General features: G+C 33.2%; 18 protein-coding genes. 4 read left to right on the top strand and 14 right to left on the bottom strand.

The annotated features are described in order from the left end of the window. Positions 1-207 precede the first annotated feature (207 nt). From BN2665_RS09845 to mvk, 5 genes are all read right to left on the bottom strand, one after another. Entirely contained in the window at positions 208-1,359 is a 1,152-nt protein-coding gene (locus BN2665_RS09845; RefSeq protein ID WP_055666932.1) for a phosphomevalonate kinase, read from the bottom strand. A gap of 68 nt (positions 1,360-1,427) precedes the next feature. Then, a complete protein-coding gene (locus tag BN2665_RS09840) occupies positions 1,428-2,786 on the bottom strand; it encodes a tripartite tricarboxylate transporter permease (RefSeq protein ID WP_055666931.1) in 1,359 nt (452 codons plus the stop codon). A 1-nt stretch (position 2,787) separates the two neighbouring features. Then, positions 2,788-3,060 (bottom strand): hypothetical protein, encoded by a 273-nt coding sequence (locus tag BN2665_RS09835; RefSeq protein WP_055666930.1) that lies wholly within the window; start codon positions 3,058-3,060, stop codon positions 2,788-2,790. 58 nt (positions 3,061-3,118) lie between these two features. Then, on the bottom strand, positions 3,119-4,096 hold the full coding sequence (gene mvaD / locus BN2665_RS09830; RefSeq protein ID WP_055666929.1) for a diphosphomevalonate decarboxylase: 978 nt from the start codon (positions 4,094-4,096) through the stop codon (positions 3,119-3,121). A 147-nt stretch (positions 4,097-4,243) separates the two neighbouring features. Continuing rightward, positions 4,244-5,209, bottom strand: a complete 966-nt coding sequence (gene mvk, locus BN2665_RS09825) for a mevalonate kinase (protein WP_055666928.1) — start codon at positions 5,207-5,209, stop codon at positions 4,244-4,246. Positions 5,210-5,593: 384 nt separating this feature from the next. Between mvk and BN2665_RS09820 the strand changes: the two genes are divergently transcribed. From BN2665_RS09820 to BN2665_RS09810, 3 genes are all read left to right on the top strand, one after another. Beyond that, positions 5,594-5,986, top strand: coding sequence for a hypothetical protein (locus tag BN2665_RS09820; protein WP_242865929.1), 393 nt, complete (start codon positions 5,594-5,596; stop codon positions 5,984-5,986). Between the two features lie 267 nt (positions 5,987-6,253). Further along, positions 6,254-8,071, top strand: a complete 1,818-nt coding sequence (locus BN2665_RS09815) for an ABC transporter ATP-binding protein (RefSeq protein WP_055666927.1) — start codon at positions 6,254-6,256, stop codon at positions 8,069-8,071. 3 nt (positions 8,072-8,074) lie between these two features. Continuing rightward, complete coding sequence (locus BN2665_RS09810; RefSeq protein WP_055666926.1) at positions 8,075-9,871, top strand: ABC transporter ATP-binding protein; 1,797 nt, start codon at positions 8,075-8,077, stop codon at positions 9,869-9,871. 64 nt (positions 9,872-9,935) lie between these two features. On the opposite strand, the gene BN2665_RS09805 is transcribed toward BN2665_RS09810, so the two are convergent. From BN2665_RS09805 to BN2665_RS26235, 3 genes are all read right to left on the bottom strand, one after another. Next, on the bottom strand, positions 9,936-10,226 hold the full coding sequence (locus tag BN2665_RS09805; protein ID WP_055666925.1) for a hypothetical protein: 291 nt from the start codon (positions 10,224-10,226) through the stop codon (positions 9,936-9,938). Positions 10,227-10,485: 259 nt separating this feature from the next. Then, a complete protein-coding gene (locus BN2665_RS09800) occupies positions 10,486-11,559 on the bottom strand; it encodes a hypothetical protein (RefSeq protein WP_055666924.1) in 1,074 nt (357 codons plus the stop codon). A 112-nt stretch (positions 11,560-11,671) separates the two neighbouring features. Further along, positions 11,672-11,827 carry a hypothetical protein gene (locus tag BN2665_RS26235; protein WP_242865928.1) on the bottom strand — a complete coding sequence of 52 codons (156 nt, stop codon included), beginning with the start codon at positions 11,825-11,827 and terminating at the stop codon, positions 11,672-11,674. A 557-nt stretch (positions 11,828-12,384) separates the two neighbouring features. On the opposite strand from BN2665_RS26235, the gene BN2665_RS09795 reads away from it, so the two are divergent. Continuing rightward, positions 12,385-14,079 (top strand): flavin monoamine oxidase family protein, encoded by a 1,695-nt coding sequence (locus BN2665_RS09795; protein WP_055666923.1) that lies wholly within the window; start codon positions 12,385-12,387, stop codon positions 14,077-14,079. 396 nt (positions 14,080-14,475) lie between these two features. Here the strand turns inward: BN2665_RS09795 and BN2665_RS09790 are convergent, their stop codons facing one another. The 6 genes from BN2665_RS09790 to BN2665_RS09765 all read right to left on the bottom strand — a co-directional run bounded on the left by BN2665_RS09790 (position 14,476) and on the right by BN2665_RS09765 (position 21,089). Then, positions 14,476-16,278 (bottom strand): GmrSD restriction endonuclease domain-containing protein, encoded by a 1,803-nt coding sequence (locus BN2665_RS09790; protein WP_055666922.1) that lies wholly within the window; start codon positions 16,276-16,278, stop codon positions 14,476-14,478. A gap of 6 nt (positions 16,279-16,284) precedes the next feature. After that, positions 16,285-16,518 carry a hypothetical protein gene (locus BN2665_RS09785; protein ID WP_055666921.1) on the bottom strand — a complete coding sequence of 78 codons (234 nt, stop codon included), beginning with the start codon at positions 16,516-16,518 and terminating at the stop codon, positions 16,285-16,287. A gap of 2 nt (positions 16,519-16,520) precedes the next feature. Next, positions 16,521-18,056, bottom strand: coding sequence for a DUF262 domain-containing protein (locus BN2665_RS09780; RefSeq protein ID WP_055666920.1), 1,536 nt, complete (start codon positions 18,054-18,056; stop codon positions 16,521-16,523). 142 nt (positions 18,057-18,198) lie between these two features. Continuing rightward, positions 18,199-19,239 carry a hypothetical protein gene (locus BN2665_RS09775; RefSeq protein WP_055666919.1) on the bottom strand — a complete coding sequence of 347 codons (1,041 nt, stop codon included), beginning with the start codon at positions 19,237-19,239 and terminating at the stop codon, positions 18,199-18,201. A 12-nt stretch (positions 19,240-19,251) separates the two neighbouring features. Then, on the bottom strand, positions 19,252-19,494 hold the full coding sequence (locus BN2665_RS09770) for a YkgJ family cysteine cluster protein (RefSeq protein ID WP_242865927.1): 243 nt from the start codon (positions 19,492-19,494) through the stop codon (positions 19,252-19,254). Positions 19,495-19,499: 5 nt separating this feature from the next. Next, the gene (locus tag BN2665_RS09765) at positions 19,500-21,089 is read right to left on the bottom strand and encodes a hypothetical protein (RefSeq protein WP_055666917.1); all 1,590 of its coding nucleotides are present in this window, start codon (positions 21,087-21,089) and stop codon (positions 19,500-19,502) included.

Here is a 21,089-nt window from a genome sequence, read left to right as displayed (position 1 = left end):
TACTCATCATAGATTTCTTTACTTGATGACTTTTTCCTCTTTTTCATTTTCATTGCCCTTTAAACACATGTTTCAATTTTTTCCTTTAATTATATCATATTTTAGCTCTATTAATTATTTAAGACCACATTGAACTTTACTCCAACGTGGTCTTTACAATCAATATAATATCTATGTTTTTATTAATCTTATGACATTTAATATCTTTTAACCTTTGTTTGTATTCCTGACATTGCCTTCATAATTCACAGCTATCTTCTCTATAGAAACTCCTGTATTAGATACAGTTAAATTTAAAGGAGTAATATCAGCCTCTTTCCATGCATTATGTAGCTCTTCCATTGAAGCACTATCCTTTAAAAAAGCAATACCACAATCTCCGCCTCCTGCTCCCGATGATTTACCGCTTCCAAAGGTTTCAGCAATAGAACATAGAGTTTTTAACTTATCAGTCTCAATGGTGATACCAGCCTCTTCACCTAGTTTCAATAGAGCTTTGCGGTTTTGTGCAACACTATTAATAGACTCCGTATAGTCTCTTGCTTCAAAGCTTTGTATCAATGCTTCTACTGCAATAGAGCTTTCACTTAAAAATTCCTTGTAAGCTTCTATATTTTGATGACGAAAATGTTGAAAACTCCTAATCATCGGTGCTGTTGCTGCTGTTTTTTTTGTCCATCCCACCGCTAACTGAAGCAAGGGTGGAGGGGTTAATGGTCTAATAGAGAGGTTTGGCCAAGGTTTCTCTATGACAGATCTAAGTTTCATCCCTTGCTCTAATTGATTTAATAGCCATTTCCCATCAAAGGCAGAATACTCAATCCATCCTCCATAAACAGCAGCAGCCACATCGGCTCCGGAACCATTTTCTTGAGTTTTTAAATGAGCAATGGCTGATAGTTTAAAAATTTCTTCAAGAGCAGGAGGTTCTTTTACTTCTCTACTTAGCTGCAGCATAGCTGAAATAACTGCCACCACCACGGCAGCACTTGAACCAAGTCCATATTTTTTACCCGTTAAGGGATCATCAAGATCACTTCTAATCTCTAACTGAAAGGGATGCAATATCACTGACTTCTCTTGTAAAAACTGCTTCACCACAGAGATGGAATTTTTAATAAAGCCTAATGACGAATCATCTACACTAAATTGCACCTTTCCATCCCTTATTTCCCATGTGATATCCTCTGATCCCCTTTGCGAAAGGGAAGGCTTATTTTGCTTGCAAGGCTTTATATGAACTGTTACATAACGATTTATCCCAATGACCACAGCCTTTTGCTTTGGCTCGAGCACAGCATACTCTCCTGCAATCATGAGTTTTCCTGGTGTTTTTACCTTATAGCTTGAGTAAGTCATATTTATTCCTCCCTTCAAATTATTAGGCTATTTTAAAAGTAATGCTCAAAACTTATAACATATTTTCTCTACTGACCTGCTAGTATTTTAGTAATCCATGGCGCAGAATACAAAATCATAAATTGTACACCATAATTAACTCCTAAGCGATGTAATACACCGGCTACAATACCAATTAGTAATACTCCAGCAACATTAACTAATCCCGCATCCATAAAAGCAAGTAACAATACCAAGCTAAAGAACAAGCCTAGCATTGCTTCATGTGGTATTTTTTTGAATACAAAGGTACATATTTGCTGTGAGTACTTTACCGTAACATAGTATGTAAAAGCCGCAGCAACAGCTGCCCCGATTACAGTTGCTATAACAAAATCTGAGCTAGTTAATATATGGTGTATATTATGCTGTAGCGTAAATACCGGAGGAGCATTAAATAATGGATTTGCCGGTCCAAGTGCCATTGGAGATAATGGTATTCCAAGAGCAATAAGAGGAATTAATGTTCCTGAAAAATAAGTTGCCTGTGCTAATGCTTCCATGCAGGATACAGCAAGAGAAGCTTTTTCCACAGGGTCTTTTGTGCCACTAGCAAACAACTCCCCTAAGAAGGTAGTAAGCCCAACAGGACTTAAAATAAAGGTAACTGTTCCAATAAGCGAAGCCAGTGCACTATACCCAACCTCCTTTTTGGTTAAGATTTTAAATGGATTGGGAAATTTTTTAATTTCTTCTGTACTTCTTAAATGAATTATATTCTTGTCAAATCTTTTAAGGCTGTCTCTCTTCTCTTTATTTAATAGTTCAAATAGAGTTAATATAACAGGCCCTATTGTAATTGCTAAAAAGAATGATGTAAATACATTAGTTCCTTTTGGCACAGCTCCAATACCCCAATAAAGATATCTAAGACCTTGAATAAGTATAGCAAAAGGTAGTATTACAGCAAGAGAAATCCACTTATTTTTACTCATTAAAGCTAGCAATATGGCTCCAATGAAAAATACTGGATCTCCATATTGCTTAATAACATTTGCAAAAGGTACTAAAGCCTTAGCTAAAAATAAACTAACAGGTATTGAAATCATAGTACCAACAATTGCACCTGAGGCAATCTTTCTAATACTAGTATCTGTTAATCCATTCTTTTTTAGTACCATTGCATGTTCTACCATAGGAGTAGACATAACACCGGCAGGAATTCCTGCTATTGATATAGGCACAGCATCTATCAATTTACTTGCAACAATAGCTGATATAAAGAAGGACAGGATTACAACAGGCTGTAATCCTGATAAAACCAACACTAATGTAATAGGTGCAATAGTTGCAGTTTCATCAGCTCCTGGAGCAGCTCCAATCACTGTATACATTACCGCTGCAATAGCAGAAGCAAGAATCATCTGTAAAATCAAAGTAATACTCATGTTAATCCTCCTGATTAGTTTCTATAAATATTCTTTTAGGTTTAATAATAATACTACATATTACAAATCCTATTATTGCTCCTAATAAACCAAATAATAGAGGCTTTGGAGGCTTATTTGGTGCTACAATATATCCACCAAATGCAGTAGCACTACATATAACAAGTGCTATAACCAAATCCTTAATACGTACTACATCCTCCCAGACCTCTATATTCTTTTTACAATCCTTTCCTTTAGGTGATTCATTTAATTTTGCATTTTCACTATTCATTAATCTAACTCCTATTGTTGAAATTGTTTTATTATATATTTAATAGATTTTATTTATTTCAAGATAAATACGTAACTCCTGAACCCGGATGACATGTAATAACGCTTTGAACAGCAGGCAAAGTTAATAGAGACTCGTACACGGATTGTTCATCTGAAGGTAAACAAAGCACTTTCACATTTGCACCTGCATCTATGGTAAAATAAGCGAGAATACCTGATAACCTAAGTTTTTGTATGTGGTGCATTATCTCCATGGTTCCGCTTTGCCAATACAAAATGGGCGGTTCAGCTCCAAGCATGGTAGCATGCATCTTTAGAGAATTGGCTTCCACTACCTTTCCTAGCTTTTCAAAATCTTTGGACTTTATAGCCTCTTTTGCAGTTTCAAAATCCTTTTGAACAGTATGAAGCCACCCATCATAAAAGGGTGATGTGTCCACAGTTCGCTTCATACCTTCTCTGCTGGATACCTTTTTTTCTTCTGAAGCTACTAAAACCGAAAGTATACTAATATTCCAATCCTCTTCAGGCAAAAGCTGATTTGCAAAGGAATCACTTCCATCTGACTCTATGCCCTTTTGCCATTCTACATACCCACCATAAATAGAACGGCAGGCAGATCCTGAGCCTTGACGAGCAAGTATGGATAGTTCCTTTTTGCTTAACTCCAAATTTGCCGCCTTTGCTGCCGCAGCTGCTAATGCAGCAAAGCCTGAGGCTGAAGAAGCAAATCCCGCTGCTGTAGGTACTTTATTTTCAGAGGTAACCACTGCTGGTAAGTGAATACCAGCTAAGTTCCTTATATGATTAAGAAATTGCGATACCTTATTGAACTCCCTTTCACTTGCTGGACGGTTATTTAAGAAAAAAGCATCTTTAGCAAGCTCCTTACAAAATTCAACAGTGGTTATGGTGTAAAATCCATCAAGGGTAATAGACAGACTGCTATTCATAGGCAAAAACAAGGTATCATCCCGCTTTCCCCAATATTTAATCAATGCAATATTGGTATTTGCTTTTGCTGTAGCTTGCATTTAGTTATCCTCCTTTTATTTCTAAGAAACATAGAAAATATTATTAGTATTTTGCTTTTTATTTTTGCTATTTATGCTTTTCAGCTAATTTATAAATCCATCAGTTAAATCTTTCTATTCACCAACATTGCTGATTACACTATTATTTTACAAGATGGAGCTTTCATTAAAATCACCCTCTGTTGAAAAATACCAGGCTTTAAAAGCACCTGATTTTAATAATTCCTCTGCTATTACCTTGGCATGCTCCCTACTATTAGCAAGAGCTATCATACAACCTCCAAGACCGCTTCCAGTCAATTTAGCCCCTAATGCCCCTTTATTCCTTGCAGCTTCAACCAATACATTGAGAACATCATCACTGACACCTAGAGTCATAAGCTCTTCCTGATTACGATCAAGTAACTTTCCAAGGGTAAGCATATCTTCATGCAAAAGAGCCTCCTTGGCCTCCTCTGCAATCCTCCCTATTTCATCCAATGATTTCTGTACTTTTTCCGGATTTAAACCATATCTATTTCTCACATTCTCAACGGCGGTACGGGTATCACCTTTTCGACCAGTATCCCCAACCACCATGTATAAAGGCTTACCTACCTCAAGAGGAATTGCCTCTTTCCCCTTTTCAAACCATATAGGACATTCACTGGCTTCGGCAGCCATATCAATTCCGCTGGGGCTTCCATGAGCATAGGTTTCAGCAATTTGAACAAAATAAAACAATTCCTTTTGCGAAAGCTTTTGTTCGTAGAAGGCAAACAAGCTTCTTACAATGGCCATAGCCACTGCAGAACTAGAGCCTAATCCCCTTCCTAATGGGATAGATGAATGGATTTCAATGGATAAACCCTCAAAAGGTTCACTTAAATAATGTAATGTTTTTTTAATACACTCTGAGATTCCTTTCATTTCAACTGGCATGTTGTTAATGGAACCCTTATAAATATCAGATTCAAACATAATAGTTCCATAGGACTTTTGAATCCTAGAACTTACCTTTAAGGAGAACGGCATAGCAATGGCAGGTTTCCCGTAAACAACTGCATGTTCACCAACTAAAATCAACTTGCTATGCGCATCACCAACAGCTATTTTATTAGAAATTGTATTCATATATATCTATCCTTCTGTTCTTTCATAAACTATTTTTAATTTAAACCAATATCTATCAATAATAATAATCGATTAATAATTCATTGTCAAATGATGTTTATTCTCATCATAACTATAATTTTCTTCACTAATTATTCTATATCTCTCATAATTTAAATGTTCCTAAGATATAATCCTCCGCATATATTGACATTGAGATTGTTTTAGAAACAGGTGATTAACATTAGGCTAAATATAGATATAAATATAAAAGATTTAGAATTTATAGGCAAAGGTACCCAAGGTAAGGTATATCGAATAGACTTCCAAAAGTGCATAAAAGTTTTTAAAAGAAAAAAAGAGTGCAAGGAGGAACTAAAAACTTTATTAATGGCTTAAGGAGATATGAATTTTCCTATACTTTATGAATACGGTGCAAACTACATCGTAAGGGAATATATTAATGGTATTGAATTAAACGAATACTTATCAAAGCAAAAATTGACTCCTCAACTCTCAAAGAAACTCATAGAACTATATGAGGCTATGATTAAGGTTGGCTATTTGAGGCAAGATGCAGCAATATTTCATATCTTCGTAATGCCTTCTGGTGAGCTTAAGCTTATAGATACTGCTAAGGCTATGAAAAAAAAATCAACAATTCCCAATTTACTTATTAGCGGTTTAGAGGATATTGGATACAAAGAAGATTTTTTTAATTTTTTAAAAAGTAATAGACCAGATCTCTACATTCAATGGATAAATTACTCGAAGAAAAAGTATAAAAAGGTATATTGAAAGCTTGATTACTGAAATACCTGCTCCTTTATTTTCAATGCTTCCTTTTGTTCATTAATAAGCATAGTAGCTTTATTGATATTTGACACAGTTAGGCTGTTTTCTCTATGGCACTATTTATTATACCTGTTATTTCCTTATATAGGTGTAATATTCGTAAGCGGAAAAAGTAGTTTTACCTCTCCGCTTTATTCTTGTAATTATAAGGTAATATATGATAAACTAGGATAACTGAGATAATATTTACAATACAGGGTGGGGAGAATAATGAAGGATACAAAGAAGAAATCTACACTTACAATTTTGGACAACCTTAGTTTTACTCTTAAATATATTTGGAAATGGGACAAATCAGTTATTTTAGTTTGTGCTTTAAATTCTATTGTAATCGCTATAGCACCTTTTATTTGGATTGTTACACCTAAACTGCTTATTGATGAGCTTTTAAATGGTAAGCGCGTAAATAATATTGCAATAATACTTGGTGTTACCTTTATTATTGCTGCTGTGGTTAACTATTTTAAAGCATATTTTGTTGGTGCATATAGAATGAAAATGAGTAATATAAGATTTAATTTCATTGATCTTGTCCATGAAAAGGCAATGGGCATGGATTTTAAGCATACGGAGGATCCAAAGGTATTAAATGATATTCACCAAGCCTGGAAGACTGTTAGAAATCCCTATGAAGGCATAGGCGGAATTTTACAAAAATTATTTACTATATTGGGTTACCTTCTCAGCTTTATTGGATATATGAGTATAGTTGTAACCTTAAATCCATTAATACTCCTATATCTACTTGTTAATGTTATTATTGTTTACTATGTGAATGTTAAAATTAATAACTACGAAAAAAGCCAAGAGCCTTTACGGTCAGATTTCGGACGAAAAAGTAATTACGCGAACTCAACAATGTCGGATTTTAAATACGGTAAGGATATTCGAATTTATAATATGAAAAATCTTTTAGCTGAAAAAAAGAAAGCTTTTGATAGACAAAGGCTTGAGGTAAGCAAAAGCATTGAAAAAAATCGCTTTAAACTTTCTCTAATAGATTCATTATTTTTCTTAGTTCGGGAAGGAATTGTTTATACTTATTTAGTTTCCCAGATTTTAATGAGTAAATTGACCATAGGAAACTTTTCTATGTATTCAATAACTATTGCAGGTTTTTCTAGTTGCATGGAAAATTTAATGAAAGACTTTGCTCATATAAAATATTGTTGCTTATATGTTAGCGATTTAAGAGATTTTTTAGATATTAAAGATGATGAAGATGCGAAAAAAGAAGAAGAAATACCCTTAGAAAAACCCTATGAAATTAGGTTTGAAAATGTGTCTTTTAAATATCCTAATTCGGATCGTTTCATATATAAAAATTTGTCTTTTAAAATAAATGCGGGAAAAAAGCTTGCTATTGTGGGTGTAAATGGGGCTGGAAAAACTACCTTAGTGAAACTCATCTCAAGATTGTATAAACCAACGGAGGGGGAGATTTTGCTAAACGGTATTAACATTTGGAAGTTTGATGCAAGAGAGTATTATAGAATTCTTTCTGTTGTTTTTCAAAACATAAATGTATTTGCCTTTACTGTAGCTGAAAATATTGCTCTTTCCTGCGAAAAATTAGATGAGAACTATATTTATGAAGTTGCCAAAAAGGCAGGTATTAAGGATAAAATTGATTCTTTAGAAAATGGCCTTAATACGAATATGTTAAAAATTATTGATGACAATGGCATTGAGTTTTCAGGCGGAGAATATCAAAAGCTTGCTATAGCAAGAGCCCTTTATAAGAATGGAGATATTGTAATTTTGGACGAACCTACAGCGGCTTTAGATCCAATTTCTGAAGAAAATATATATAAAGGCTTTAATGAATTAATTGGAAATAGGACAGCTATCTATATATCTCATAGACTATCCAGCACACGTTTTTGTGATGAAATTGCATTTTTTGAAGATGGCCAAATTGAGGAATATGGCAGTCATGAAGAGCTTTTGGCTAAAGGCGGAAAATATGCTAATATGTTTAGTATTCAAGCACAATATTATAAAGAAGAAGTAGCTGTGGGGGTGTAAAGGATGATAAAATTAAACACTGAGGGAGTAAAAAAGGATATAGATGTATTATTTTATTTTTTAAAGTTGAGTAATAAGATATCTAAGAGCTATATTCCTATTTTAATACTTTCATCATTATTTAAATCAATAGCACCCTTTTTAACCATTATTATACCCAAGTATATAATTGATGAACTTTTAAATAAGCAGCGTATAGAAGTATTTATAATGCTCATATCCATATTAGTTATAGGTAATTTTATAATGAGTATTGTAAATAAATTTTTTGAGTCTTTAGTGAAAATTAAAAATGAAGAGATAATGTATGAGTTTGATAGTGTTATAGCTGAAAAAATAGTTGATATGGATTTTGAAAACACTGAAAATCCAGAAGTCTTAGATTTAAAAGAAAGAGCGTTGTTTGTTATTTATAATTATGGTTCCATATATTTCCTCATAGATAACTTTACAAAATTAATAACTCAAATAATAAGCTTGATAGGCTTTGTAGCTATTATATCTATGTTAAATCCTCTTATTATTTTGCTGATTTTGGCTATAATTGCTCTAAACTCAAAGATATATGATAAAGCTCAAAAACTAGAGTTTAAATCTAACCAGGCTTCTATACCAAATAATCGTGCCTTTGGCTATTTCGGAACGCTGACAGCGGATTTTTCCTTAGGCAAGGACATCAGACTTTATAATATGGCCCCCTTAATATTATCAAAATCCAAAAAATTTACAACAAGGATCTTAGAACTCGGTTCCAAATTATATCCCACACAAGGTAAGTATTCTGGAGTTACAAATATAAATTTGCAACTTCAAGTTGTTATAGTTTACGGATATTTGTGCTATAAAGTAATTTTTAGTGACTTAAGCATTGGTAATTTCACTCTGTATGCTAGTGCAGCTAGCGGGTTTACTGCAGCTTTATCCTCAATTATTAACGCATTTATTGAAATTAGACAGTATTGCGGACACCTACAATTGTATAGAGATTTCGAAAATATTGTTTCGCAAAATACAAAGGGAGATAAAAGTATAGAAGATATAGAAAGCCATGAGATAGAATTTAAAAATGTTTCTTTTAGATATCCTCGCAGTAAGGATTATGCATTAAAAAACGTATCTATTAAAATACATTCAGGAGAAAGACTCTCTGTGGTAGGTCGTAATGGTGCAGGTAAAACAACCTTTATAAAATTGCTTACAAGGCTTTACGAACCTAGCGAAGGAGAAGTGCTTCTTGATGGCAAAAATATCAATGAATATGATTATAAGGAATATATTAAATTACTCTCCGTTGTATTTCAAGACTTTAAGCTTTTAGCTTTCTCAATAAAAGAGAATATTGCATTAAATAGCAGTGGTGATAATAGTGAGAAAGAGATTATTAACATTTTAAACCAAGCTGGATTAGAGGAAGACTTTAAGAAATTACCTAAGGGAATATTTACCTCTATTTATAAAAATTTCGATAAAGAAGGCATAGAGTTTTCAGGAGGACAGTCTCAAAAACTTGCCATTGCACGGGCAATTTATAAGAATGCGCCTATAATTGTTCTAGATGAACCTACAGCAGCCTTAGATCCTATTTCTGAATATGAAATTTATAAGAAATTTGATGAATTAGTAGAAAAGAAAACAGCAGTTTATATATCCCATAGGCTTTCAAGCTGTAAGTTCTGTGATAAAATTGCTGTATTCCATGATGGAGGAATAGTTCAGTATGGTAGCCATGATGAATTAATTCAAGAGGAGGAGCAGCATTATGCTAAAATGTATAATGCCCAGGCAAAGTATTATGTATAATAAAGACTTATAAAAATATAACCGCATTGCTTTGCTGGTAACAAAGCAATGCAAACTTTATTTTTTAAATTTTATTTCCCTTTACCTTGAACCCACCGTGTTTAGTACTTACAGTTCCTTTTAAAACACCATTTTCAATAACACAATCTGCTGTATAAGCAAAGGTCATAAAAGCTATCTTTAACTTTCCACTGAATGTAAGTTTGCTACCTTTTATTTGTCCACCTGTAAAAGGATTTTTCTTATTTTTTGCGATAATAGTGCCACTTGCATTATCGCCATTAACCTTAAGTTCTAGTATACCCTTCTCTTCTCCCATAGGTGTTTCTAGAGTTATGCTATATTTTCCTTCCAAATTAAAGCTCCTTTTAATTAATTCACTATATATTATATTTCTCTCTTTGCAAAATGATTATTCTTATCACGAAATTATTAAAGTCTAAAGTTCATTTAAACCTTAGACTTCATATATCACTTTACAAGCTCTATCTATATACTTCTTTTACGTATTCTTCATTATATAATAGCATATGTTTCATGACACAATTTAATTATTAGTAAAGTAAAATCCAAATTCTAAAGCTACTTCAAATATATTAGTAGATATTAATAGTCTACTCTATATATTCTATTAGCTCTTCAAAGACTGCCCTTGTACCCTTACCCCAGTTTTTATCCTCAGCATATTTTCTTCCTACCCACAAAAAAGGATCTTCATCTTTTGGCCTATTTTGAGATAAATTAATTACAGTTCTAGAGGCTATCCTAGCGGCATCATTTATATCCGTGTTATACTCCATCCAGCTATGAAATACATTAAAGGGATTATTGGCTATTTTATTAGCATTCTTATGACTTTTAGGCACAAAACTTTGCTCCTGGCCAGTTATAGAAAAAAGTACAATAGGATTTAAATTGAACTCTTCTGATACAGAAACTATAGTAGAGAAATATGGTTCTTCAGCTAAAAGAGATTCTCGCTTATTTAAAAATTCTTTTAGCTTTTCTTTATTTATTTCTTTATATCTCATATATTCTGGAAGGTGTAAATTGGGATGTTTAATTGAAGTGTTTTCTTTTTTATCTGACTCAATAACATAATTCTCTACTTTACTTTGCTTCTGCCATTTAAAATATCCCCCTCTGCCTACATAATATAAAGGTATAATAAAAATAGCCATAAGGGTTATGCATAAAGCTTTTTTAAAGTTTTTCCTATAAGATAAAGGGGCTTTTATGCTGACTTCATTTTCAAAATTCAACTCTTCTTCTACAATAACATTTGAATCTATTTCTTTAAATCCTAAGGTTTCCAAATGCATGCTGATATCTTCACTTGTGATTTGGAGCTTTGCATTTAAATATATTAAGTCTGTTAGCTCATTTATAAAGTCCTTAATTATCTTTTCCTCTACTATGCAAGCTTCATAAATATCGCAAAGGGTAATTGAAATTTTATCCTTATCAAAGGTATTTTTTATTACATTATCTTTTACAGATCCCTTCAAATCTTCCGGTAATCCTTCCAATTTGTTATAGATAATTTTATCAATAGCATCTAAAAGTATTATTTCATTTTCTGCTTCATGATTTTCAGGATATTTTTTATGAATATAATTCTTAATGTTTGCAATGTCACTTTTATTTAAAACTTTTATTTTATCTAATTCACTTAAAACACTTTTCATAAAATTCACTTCAATAACTATATTTTCAATCTTGATTATTTATCGTCTACATTGTAAAAAACTTTATAATACTGAGAAAAATCCATGCAATAACTGCATAGGCTTTATAAGCTTACTCAATGTTAAAGCAATATTCTGGAATATCACAAACACATCCCAGCCTTTCCATCTCTCTTCCCATAGGTGGTACAATATCAAATAAAGAATTATAATCTGGAATTACTGTTCTCATCGAAGCAACAATTACTTCTGGCAATTCTCGATGCACTTCGCCCAGCTACCAAGACGGTTGAATTTAGAAGGAACTATATGGTTATTAATTTTAATTCAAATGAAGGTCAAGTAAAGTCAATTGTTTTAGCTCCAGAAACCGATAGCGATAATAATTTTATTAACTAGCAGTTGGAGCATTTAACGCAATTTAGTTTTAATTCTATCAATATCACTTTTCTTAGCGAGAAATCTTCTATTATGATCACTAAGGTCACCAAATGTTTTTATTTTTGGTATACTTTGAGCAGCATTTCTACTTATGTCCGTGCGACTTCTGTTCTACTATTATTGGTTGTATAGTAAACCTACAAACAAATGGATTTTCATCCATTATAATAACTTCGCAAATTTTAAAATCAAGCCATGGAAATATACTATAAAATTTAAATCTTGCACCAAATATTTCAATCTCTTCTTTGAAATACTAATTCAAATTCTCCATCATTAGAATAATTTAATTTTTTAATTAAAGTAGTTACCTAAAGTGTAATATTATGATGGTTTAGCAATTATAATTATTATAGAACTACTTAATGAGGAGTATGTTTTTTTATGACAATGCATGAATTTCCCGTTAACCCATCTAATCCTACTGATTCACAAAGACATGAAATGCTTAAAAATGCTTTAATTGAAGCTGAAAGAATAGAGGACTATGAAAACATAATTAAACTGTTAAGCCCTCCACCGGACATTATACATTACTCATCGCCTGGGGAATTTAAAGGTGTAAAGATAGGTATAATTGGTGGCGGTCTTGCTGGGCTTTCAGCTGCATTTGAGCTTAGAAAGCTTGGAGCCAATATAACTATTTTTGAAGCTTCAGAAGATAGAATTGGAGGAAGAGTGTATACCTATTATTTTGATAAGGAACGAAAATTCTATGGCGAAATGGGACCTTTAAGAATCCCCATATCCCATGAAACAACATGGTTTTATATTAATAAATTTAAACTTAACACTAATCCTTTCGTGCAAGTAAATCCCAATGCCTTTGTTTATGTTCATGATACAAGAGTAAGAAACGACCTGGAAGGTAGGAATATTAAAGAAAAGATTTATCCAAAATACAATTTAACCCCACAAGAGAGAAATACACTCTGGCCAAAATTGTATGACTATGCTATTAATTATCCTTTAAAAAGGCTACCACCTCATATAAGAACTGAGATTTTAAGAATACTTCCCGCATATTCACCTGGATATGCCCAACTGATTAACATGAACTTTCGTCAAGTTTTTGAAATCTTAGGTTTAAGCCAAGATGCAATAAACTTAATTTCAAGTATTGATCCTCTAACTGGATCAATGCTATATATGGGCTATGCAGAACTATTACAGGACACGTACCCGCTTGATTTTTCTGCTTTATATCAGATTGATGGTGGAATGTCTAACCTACCACTCTCATTTTATAAATCATTGGTATCAAAACACCCTGCAGAATACAATAATATACCGGATTCCTTACTTGGAGAAATAATATTTAAATCAGGGCATTTCATAAATGGTATTTATCAATCTCATAATAGTAATGAAGTGATATTGAGATATATAAACAATCAGACTTCTCAAAATTTAACTGAAGCCTTTGATTATGTAGTCTGTACTATCCCATTCTCCACTTTAAGAGAGGTAGATATTAAGCCTTTTTTTAGTAATAGAAAAATGCAAGCAATAAGAGAGCTAAATTATATTGATGCACAGAGAACCCTTCTGTTATGTAATAAACGCTTCTGGGAAGAAGATACTGAATATGGAGGAATAATTGGTGGAATTTCCTATACTGATTTGCCAATTCAATCTACTATTTATCCTTCTGATCATGCTTTATACAAAGGCCCTGCAAATAAACCTGGTGTGCTCGTGGCGTCATACAATTTCGGTCTTGATTCTACAAGGCTTGGAGCTATAAATGACAAGAGACGTATAGAAATAATTAAACAGAATGTTGAAGATGTACATGGACTTCCAAAAGGATATTTGAAATCAGTAGTTTCAGAATATAAAACTGTTCATTGGAATTCACAAGAATGGGCTAGAGGAGCTATTGCAATGACTTTACCTGAGCAGAAAAATATTTTTTTGTACAATATTTTAAAACCAGAATACAATAATAAAATATTCTTTGCGGGTGAGCATGCTTCAGTTACTCATGGTTGGATGCAAGGAGCACTTTTTAGTGGAAAATTAGCTGCTAATATGCTTGCATATAATATTAAAAACACAGAAACTTTAACAACATGATGTAAGTGACATAAACTTGCTATATAATTGGTGGAGCTACCCTCACTTTTCAAAAAACACAACCGCCTGTAAGTGACTATTTAAGTCACCTACAGGCGGTTGTGGATATGTATGGTGGAGGCGAACCGTATCGTATGAAATGTACAAAATCTATTGAGGATTACAGACATAATTAACTTTGTGGGAGTTTAATTGCTCCCACTCTACTTTGAATATTTTCCTTTCCATATGCTAATATGGCTTAGATAGATGTCACAACCTATTTTGAGTGGATGAGTAATGTATTTTATACATATTCTACATTGCTCAGTTCTTGGGATAGCTCTATAAAGCTTTTTTAGTTTTTTGTTTCTCGGAAATATATCCAAATAGTTAAGTATTTTTACAATCAAACAATTAATTAGTAGCAGATATGCCTTCTATATATTTTACTACCTCACCAATTGGATAATCCGTTTTTGTTTCAAACATAATAGTGCCCTTTTCATCTTTAATAATAAACTTCTTATTTTTGAAACGTATATAAGATCCCTTGGCACATAAGTAACGATCTTCCCAAGTACCTAAATAACCCTCAAATGTTGATTCTAATCCTTTATGCTTTAACAACTGATGCAATGCATCCAAAAACACATCATAATTATAACCATTTGAAGATTTATTAGGTATCATAATCAAATCACCATCAACTTCACGCAATCGTAAATGAGAAGTGCTCATCCTCTTGAATGAATTATAAAATTTGATAAAACAATATCTCCAGTCATTTTCGAAGACATTTGCATTCTTAACAATATTTTTCAATTGTGATCTGATATCATCAGTTAGATTTATTGAATCAAGTAGTTTCTTAACAATTTCACCATGGTTAGAAAATAACTTTTTCAAACTTGGTGTGCTAGCACCTTCATTGGGATCATCAACGCACAATGTTTTGTATGCTCCTACTGGTAGAGTATAGTCCCCATACGTAAGCAATGCTTGTCGTAGCAAATGCCCGTGTTTAGGTTTTGCTTCATCAAATAATGCAGATATCTTATCCCAGTATTGGACAAAAGTTTTCATATCATATTTCCCTTGGCTATTCTTCGCATAATACAACGCAGAGCGTATTTGTCCACTAAAATATGGATGTTGTTCTGCTTTATAAATCTCCTCCGCAAATTCATTGCTATCATTAATTATACGTGCCTTAAGTTGTTCTTCTGTTATTTGATCTTGCGAGAAACCTGTAATTGCCCCATCTTTTGAAAAATAACTTAGTAAATCATCCCATTTCTCTGCAAGTTTATTTACCCCATTAATAGCATTTCTGTATAGAATTGAGCTATCAATCGTGGAATTCAGGGTTAAATTTTTGATAATTCTCACCCATTGTGCTAATGAACCGTTATCAATACCTTTTGCCATATACAAATATGTAGTCACAGCATGGAACAGAACCCTGTCTTGATAAGTACGTTTTTCTGCCAAAGCATTGAAAACAAGGCGTTGCATTGATTTACACTCATGATTATTACTAAGGAAATTAAGCGTATAAAACGCAGTTTTATATATTTCCTCATCAATCTTTTCATAATCAAGCGTGTTAGACCAGTTGGTGTCAGTTGAGCAAATTTCCTTATTCATAAGAAGTACTCCAAAAAACATCAAGAAAGTCTGGTCAAAGTTTTCTTTGCAATTTGACCAAAATAAATCAGTCCATTTACTATCAAAAGATTGCTCAAATTTATCAGTAAAATTAAGTTGAAGCTTCTGAAGTCTGCCAATTAATCGTGCTTTGAAGTTTTCAAACGATGTAAGAGGCTTTCCTCGTGCATTGAGTTTAATGTATAAACTATCCTCCATGCCTAAATCTTTCATTTCTAAAAAATTAAAAACAACTGGTTTATATTCATAATTAGTGAGCCTTTGATCAAGGTTTTCTACATCACAAAAAACATTCTTTATGTCATCAAGCATTATAAGTATAGATTGTATTGTTGGATCATACTTCCATACTGAAACAAACCACTCTGATTCTTCGATTTCTTTGGAAGGCGGTAGATCAGACGTAAAAACAACTAAGCGGTTTTCGGTCAGTTTTTCTAAAAAATCTCGTGAACTCTTGCGAGTTTCATAAGTTAACTTGTGCAGAAGTTTTGTTTTATTTTCATCTTTGCAAAAAGCATAAAGATGCAAAAGAAAAAGTGTTGTCAATCGCTGCTATCCATCTAAAGGTATAAATTTATCATCTTCTGCCTTGCCATATACAAAATTCAGATCAAGAGGTGGTGTTTCGCCCATAATTGCTGATTTCATATCTTTTAAAAGATTAAAGCGAACCAAATTGGCATGGTCATCTGTTCTTCCTTGTGCATAATCACGTTGTACAACTGGTACTTCCACTTTATATTCTTCAAGTAATTCGAACAATGTGTCAATAGTTTTTTTACTCATTTTCAAAACCTCCCCTTAAAAAAGGATTCAAGTGTATCATTCATTGCATCAATATAGTCCTTCTTGTCTTCAGTCTCCCAAATATCCATATTACTTAGATTTTTTGAATACACCTTTAGAAAAATGTTTTTTGTACATAAAGGCACAAAAAGTCCTTTTGACTCACGCTCGATTATAACTTTTCGTTTTTCTATGAAAGGTGCATTTTGATAACTACGATTTGTTTGTGCATCAAGTAACGTTAAGTTTCCTATATTGTCATCTGCTTCAGCTGTTTCATCTGCTGTAGCATGAATATGCTCAATGTCCCACTTTATTTTGTCAGCTGTTTCTCCTTTATATATGTCAAAAGGAAAGCGGTACTGCTTTTCGCTTTTACAAACCAATGTTGCAATGTTGAATAGAAGAAGTAGCTTGCGAATTTTCCGACGGTCATTTGAGTTATCATAAGAAATATCAGTCAGATTATACTTGCCCGTTACCTCTTTCGTCTTTTCAAGAAGACCTTTCATAACAGCACTTTTGCGCTTCCCCCGTGTAAGTTCAAATATCTCAGAAATCTTTACACCTGATGATATAAGGTAGCCTATTATATGGTACTTATTCAAATCAGAATACAAATCACGAAATTCAGAGTACAACTTTTCTACTTCTCCCCATAACACCTTCACAAATTCCTCTTTGTTAGAATCAGAATTTAACATTTCCAAAAAAACTAAAAAAGAAAAGTAATTTTGATCAGTAGATATAGGTTTAGATAACTTTGCATTTTTTTCCTTTGCCAATAACTCAAATAACATATCAATTCTTGTACCACTTTGTTCTTTTTCATTAAGGAAATACCAGAACGAATCGTCTCGCAATCCCTGCTCTATTCTATCCCATGCAACTGAAATTTCGGTTTGTCTCTTGTTTATATCCATGCTAAAGTTGTCCTTATTCAGTAACAAAGCTTTTATTAGTTCCGCATTCGTAAGCGGTATTTTCCCTAAGTTTACCTTTGTAAACAAAGTTATCGGATCGCTTTCAGAAGGTATCTCATACCAAATAAAAAATACATTCTTTCTTATTTTTGTATTTAACTCTTGAATAGCAACAGACTTGTCTGGCTGATTATCAAACCAATTATCTATTTTTTCATAAGCAGATGCTATATGATAAAAATCAATATTTCCATCTTTGTCCAAATGACTATCATCAGATAAAGATTTTAAGAAATTTGCACTATCGCTCCTTGTAGCGTATTCCAACTCAAACGGCGGAACTGCTGAACGAATTTCCTGAGAAGCAATTTTCATAAATATATACATAGTCGTAAGGCGTTGTTGCCCATCAACTACTTCAAATGAACCATCATCACGACGCTTAACAATCAGTGGCTGAATACAGTAACATTTTCCTCCTTCAGTAGAAAATTCATTGATGTCATCAAGCAGTGCAGTTACCTCATGTTCTGTCCAGCGGTATCCACGCTGATATGATGGGACGAAAAAACGATGATCTTTAAGCTCCCCGATTGTTTTAGTTACAATTGCCATACACAATCCCCCTCGTAAAAGTAATTTATTATATCTATGTTATATTGCTTATTTTTATCTGAACACCGTTTGATAAAATAAGAGCTTGCTAACCAAGTTATCGTTAGTTACGAGTTATATAATATTAGTTTTAAGAAAGTTTTTAGAACTCTCCTGCCAACCCTCTTTTGCTAAGAAATATTTCTGAATCTGATATTGATTTATTAACTACCTCAGTATTTACTCTATTTGGCTCAATTTCATTTCCAGATACTAAAACAAGCTGAACTTTACCCATATTGAAAAGCAAATTTACAAGCAAAGCAGTGTTTTCCGTAATAAGCCTTTCTTCATCTGAGAAAGTATTCCAATCTGTTTTTCTCTTTACCTCAACAATATCGGTAAGTTTATTCAGATGACTTATATAAACTCTGTTAACTGTTGAAATTGCCTTGTCGAATTTTATTGCTGTACTGCTCAACTCTTTCATGTATGAGCATATTTTATCTATTTCTCTTTCTGCTTTTTTCATTTGTGACCATGCTTCATCTGCTTTATCAGAAAGTGAAGATCCGGTTATGTTAAAAATAACTCCTCCAACCAGAAGACCAACTCCTAATGTAGCGGCACCAAGTATTGTTGTTCCAAGTGCTATTCCTCCACCGCCTGCAGCAATTGCGCCTCCACCTATTGCTGCTAGAGCTGCATTCGTTGCTGCTGCACCACTTAGAGATGCAATTGCTGTACTTGTTGAAGCTGTACCAAGAGCCATAACTGCAGCTGTTGTTGCTCCTGCTGCTGCAAAACCTCCCGCTGTACCAACTGCTGCTCCTCCAATACCTCCGAGCAGTATCCCTGCACCAACCGAAACTTTTTTAAGTTCTTCTGCATTGTATTCAGGAATATTCACCCCGTCTTTATTGTATGTTTTAAACTGTGGTTTACCTTGAATTTTCTCAAAAACCTTAGCAAATTTTTCAAAACTATTAAGTATCTCAAGTTCCTTCTTACCTAAATTATCCATATCAGTACTTGTGATTTTACTTTGTTGTTCAAAATGAGCTATGTTTTTTTTGTGTCGAGAATCTGCAGACTTCATGGTATCATTTGCTTCTTTCATCTTTGCAGCACCTTGGACACCGCTTGCAACACCTGCAACACCTGCAATTGCAGCACATATTCCCAAAATTAATGGTAATGGCATAATATCATCTCCCTATAGTTGATTTTTTAATTTGATACAAAATTCATAATTAAGTTTATAGTACCCTTCAAGAGTCATAGTATTTTTAAAAAAAGCATCGTAACTCTCATCTACCCGACACAAAAGTGGCCGATTTTCATAAATGCTACACAGATTCCCATCTAAATGCTTACAAACACCGTTTCCACTGTGAAGTTCTGCATAAATGGGTGACTTATCCAAATTTCTGCAACATTCTCCACATTTATCACACATAAACATTATTCAAATACCAATACAGCATTTTTGTTGCTCATAAAGCTGTCAAAATCACCTTCCCACGGAATTTTAACACCAATTGCATCTAGTGCACTTTTAAGCATTATATTAAGTTCTTTTTCACTTTTCGCATTTTCAATTTTGAGAGCAAGAGAGTAGTACATTGCTGTTTCTTCACTAAATTTTTTAATATCAATTTTCATAAGCTCTGCTGCATATTTTTCAAAATAGGCAGCTTGCTGATAAAAATAATTCACTTCTGTACTTACAGTGTGTAGATTATTGAGTACATGAACTAATTTATTCATAACCTCACTCCTATCAAAGAAGTAAAGCATTGTGCAACTCATAATACCAGTGACAAGAGTTCCACAAAATGTCTGAACTATATCTCCTATAACAGGAATTACTCCGATAGCAGTCTTTCCAACAGCTTCACTGACAATACTACCAACAACAACACTTGCACCTGTAGCAAGAATTTTTACTACAGCACGCATTCTTTCACCAAAAGGTAGATTATCTGGGTTAATAAACAGTATCTTTGCTGCCTGAACAATAGAAGCATAAGTTTGTCGTATTATCTTTATAGCATTTTTTGATGTTGTGAAAAAAATATTACAAAGCGTTGTTGTAAGACTTGAAAGTGCTCCTGCAACTGCACCTTCTTGAAACTTAGCGAGCACTTCTTTATATTTTTCTTTAGCGTTTGCAAAACCTCGTTTAATGCCATTGCCGATTGCAGAAAGCAACTCTCCAAAATCAAATTGGTCTTTTACATTCATAAACTCATCTTTAACAGCAAACCACACTTCCATGAATACAAAGCCAAGTGCCTGCCGAAGACCCATCTTTACACTTACATTACCCGCTGCAAATGCTACATCTTTGGCAAACTTTGGACTTGTGTAATATGCTTTTGCCAATTTAGCTTCATACATCGACTTTGATTTATTATAATGTTTCATCATCTTTGCTTTAACTTCTGGGGAAAGTTCTGGATGCTTTTCAATGTAATCCGGAATTTCCATATCTTGCATTGAAGCGTTTAAACTTTTATTTGTAAATTGTAAATTTTCACGTGAGTTAGCTAAATCCTTACCATCAAGTCCTGAAAGTACACGTCCTCTATCTTCATGAACACTCTTTGCAGATATGACATGATCTAATTCTGCATTTATCTTTGGATTAGCGCCTTTACTTTTCCCTAAAAAATGCAAGTCTTCACCAGTATAAGCATCCTCAACACGCTTATTAAATTGGTGGTAGTTATCCCTCGCTTCTTTTTTTATTGTTTGATAATTAGTGCCTTTATGATAGTCAGCGCTATTATACTCCCCCCTGTTGTCATAAGCTTTTTGATTCACTTGATTCTTGTAAGTCATTTGCTCGTCTTTGCCAATTTGACGGACATTGTGTATAGTGTCCACATCTCCACCATGGCGATCTTTCACAAGAAAATCTAGTCCGAAAGAAGTTATTATACTTTCAATAATAACGCTTTCATACTGCTTAAAAATACTAGTCATAATATTATCATCTGGTTCCGGAGAAAAATCCGAACCAGTAGCAAGAAAGTAACAGTTATTCAT

It is taken from the genome of Desnuesiella massiliensis (assembly GCF_001403615.1).
GTDB lineage: Bacteria > Bacillota > Clostridia > Clostridiales > Clostridiaceae > Desnuesiella > Desnuesiella massiliensis.
The sequence above is the reverse complement of the archived record's forward strand: the minus strand, read 5'-3'. Positions and strand labels throughout refer to the sequence as shown.

What these genes read in the sequence shown, in the direction of transcription:
- BN2665_RS09815 (WP_055666927.1), top strand. Translation starts at nt 6,254, where the DNA reads ATGAAGGATACAAAGAAGAAATCTACACTTACAATTTTGGACAACCTT.
- BN2665_RS09820 (WP_242865929.1), top strand. Translation starts at nt 5,594, where the DNA reads ATGAATTTTCCTATACTTTATGAATACGGTGCAAACTACATCGTAAGG.
- BN2665_RS09800 (WP_055666924.1), bottom strand. Translation starts at nt 11,559, where the DNA reads ATGAAAAGTGTTTTAAGTGAATTAGATAAAATAAAAGTTTTAAATAAA.
- BN2665_RS09835 (WP_055666930.1), bottom strand. Translation starts at nt 3,060, where the DNA reads ATGAATAGTGAAAATGCAAAATTAAATGAATCACCTAAAGGAAAGGAT.
- mvk (WP_055666928.1), bottom strand. Translation starts at nt 5,209, where the DNA reads ATGAATACAATTTCTAATAAAATAGCTGTTGGTGATGCGCATAGCAAG.
- BN2665_RS09845 (WP_055666932.1), bottom strand. Translation starts at nt 1,359, where the DNA reads ATGACTTACTCAAGCTATAAGGTAAAAACACCAGGAAAACTCATGATT.
- BN2665_RS09765 (WP_055666917.1), bottom strand. Translation starts at nt 21,089, where the DNA reads ATGAATAACTGTTACTTTCTTGCTACTGGTTCGGATTTTTCTCCGGAA.
- BN2665_RS09770 (WP_242865927.1), bottom strand. Translation starts at nt 19,494, where the DNA reads ATGTGTGATAAATGTGGAGAATGTTGCAGAAATTTGGATAAGTCACCC.
- BN2665_RS09795 (WP_055666923.1), top strand. Translation starts at nt 12,385, where the DNA reads ATGACAATGCATGAATTTCCCGTTAACCCATCTAATCCTACTGATTCA.
- BN2665_RS09785 (WP_055666921.1), bottom strand. Translation starts at nt 16,518, where the DNA reads ATGAGTAAAAAAACTATTGACACATTGTTCGAATTACTTGAAGAATAT.
- mvaD (WP_055666929.1), bottom strand. Translation starts at nt 4,096, where the DNA reads ATGCAAGCTACAGCAAAAGCAAATACCAATATTGCATTGATTAAATAT.
- BN2665_RS09840 (WP_055666931.1), bottom strand. Translation starts at nt 2,786, where the DNA reads ATGAGTATTACTTTGATTTTACAGATGATTCTTGCTTCTGCTATTGCA.
- BN2665_RS09780 (WP_055666920.1), bottom strand. Translation starts at nt 18,056, where the DNA reads ATGGCAATTGTAACTAAAACAATCGGGGAGCTTAAAGATCATCGTTTT.
- BN2665_RS09775 (WP_055666919.1), bottom strand. Translation starts at nt 19,239, where the DNA reads ATGCCATTACCATTAATTTTGGGAATATGTGCTGCAATTGCAGGTGTT.
- BN2665_RS09810 (WP_055666926.1), top strand. Translation starts at nt 8,075, where the DNA reads ATGATAAAATTAAACACTGAGGGAGTAAAAAAGGATATAGATGTATTA.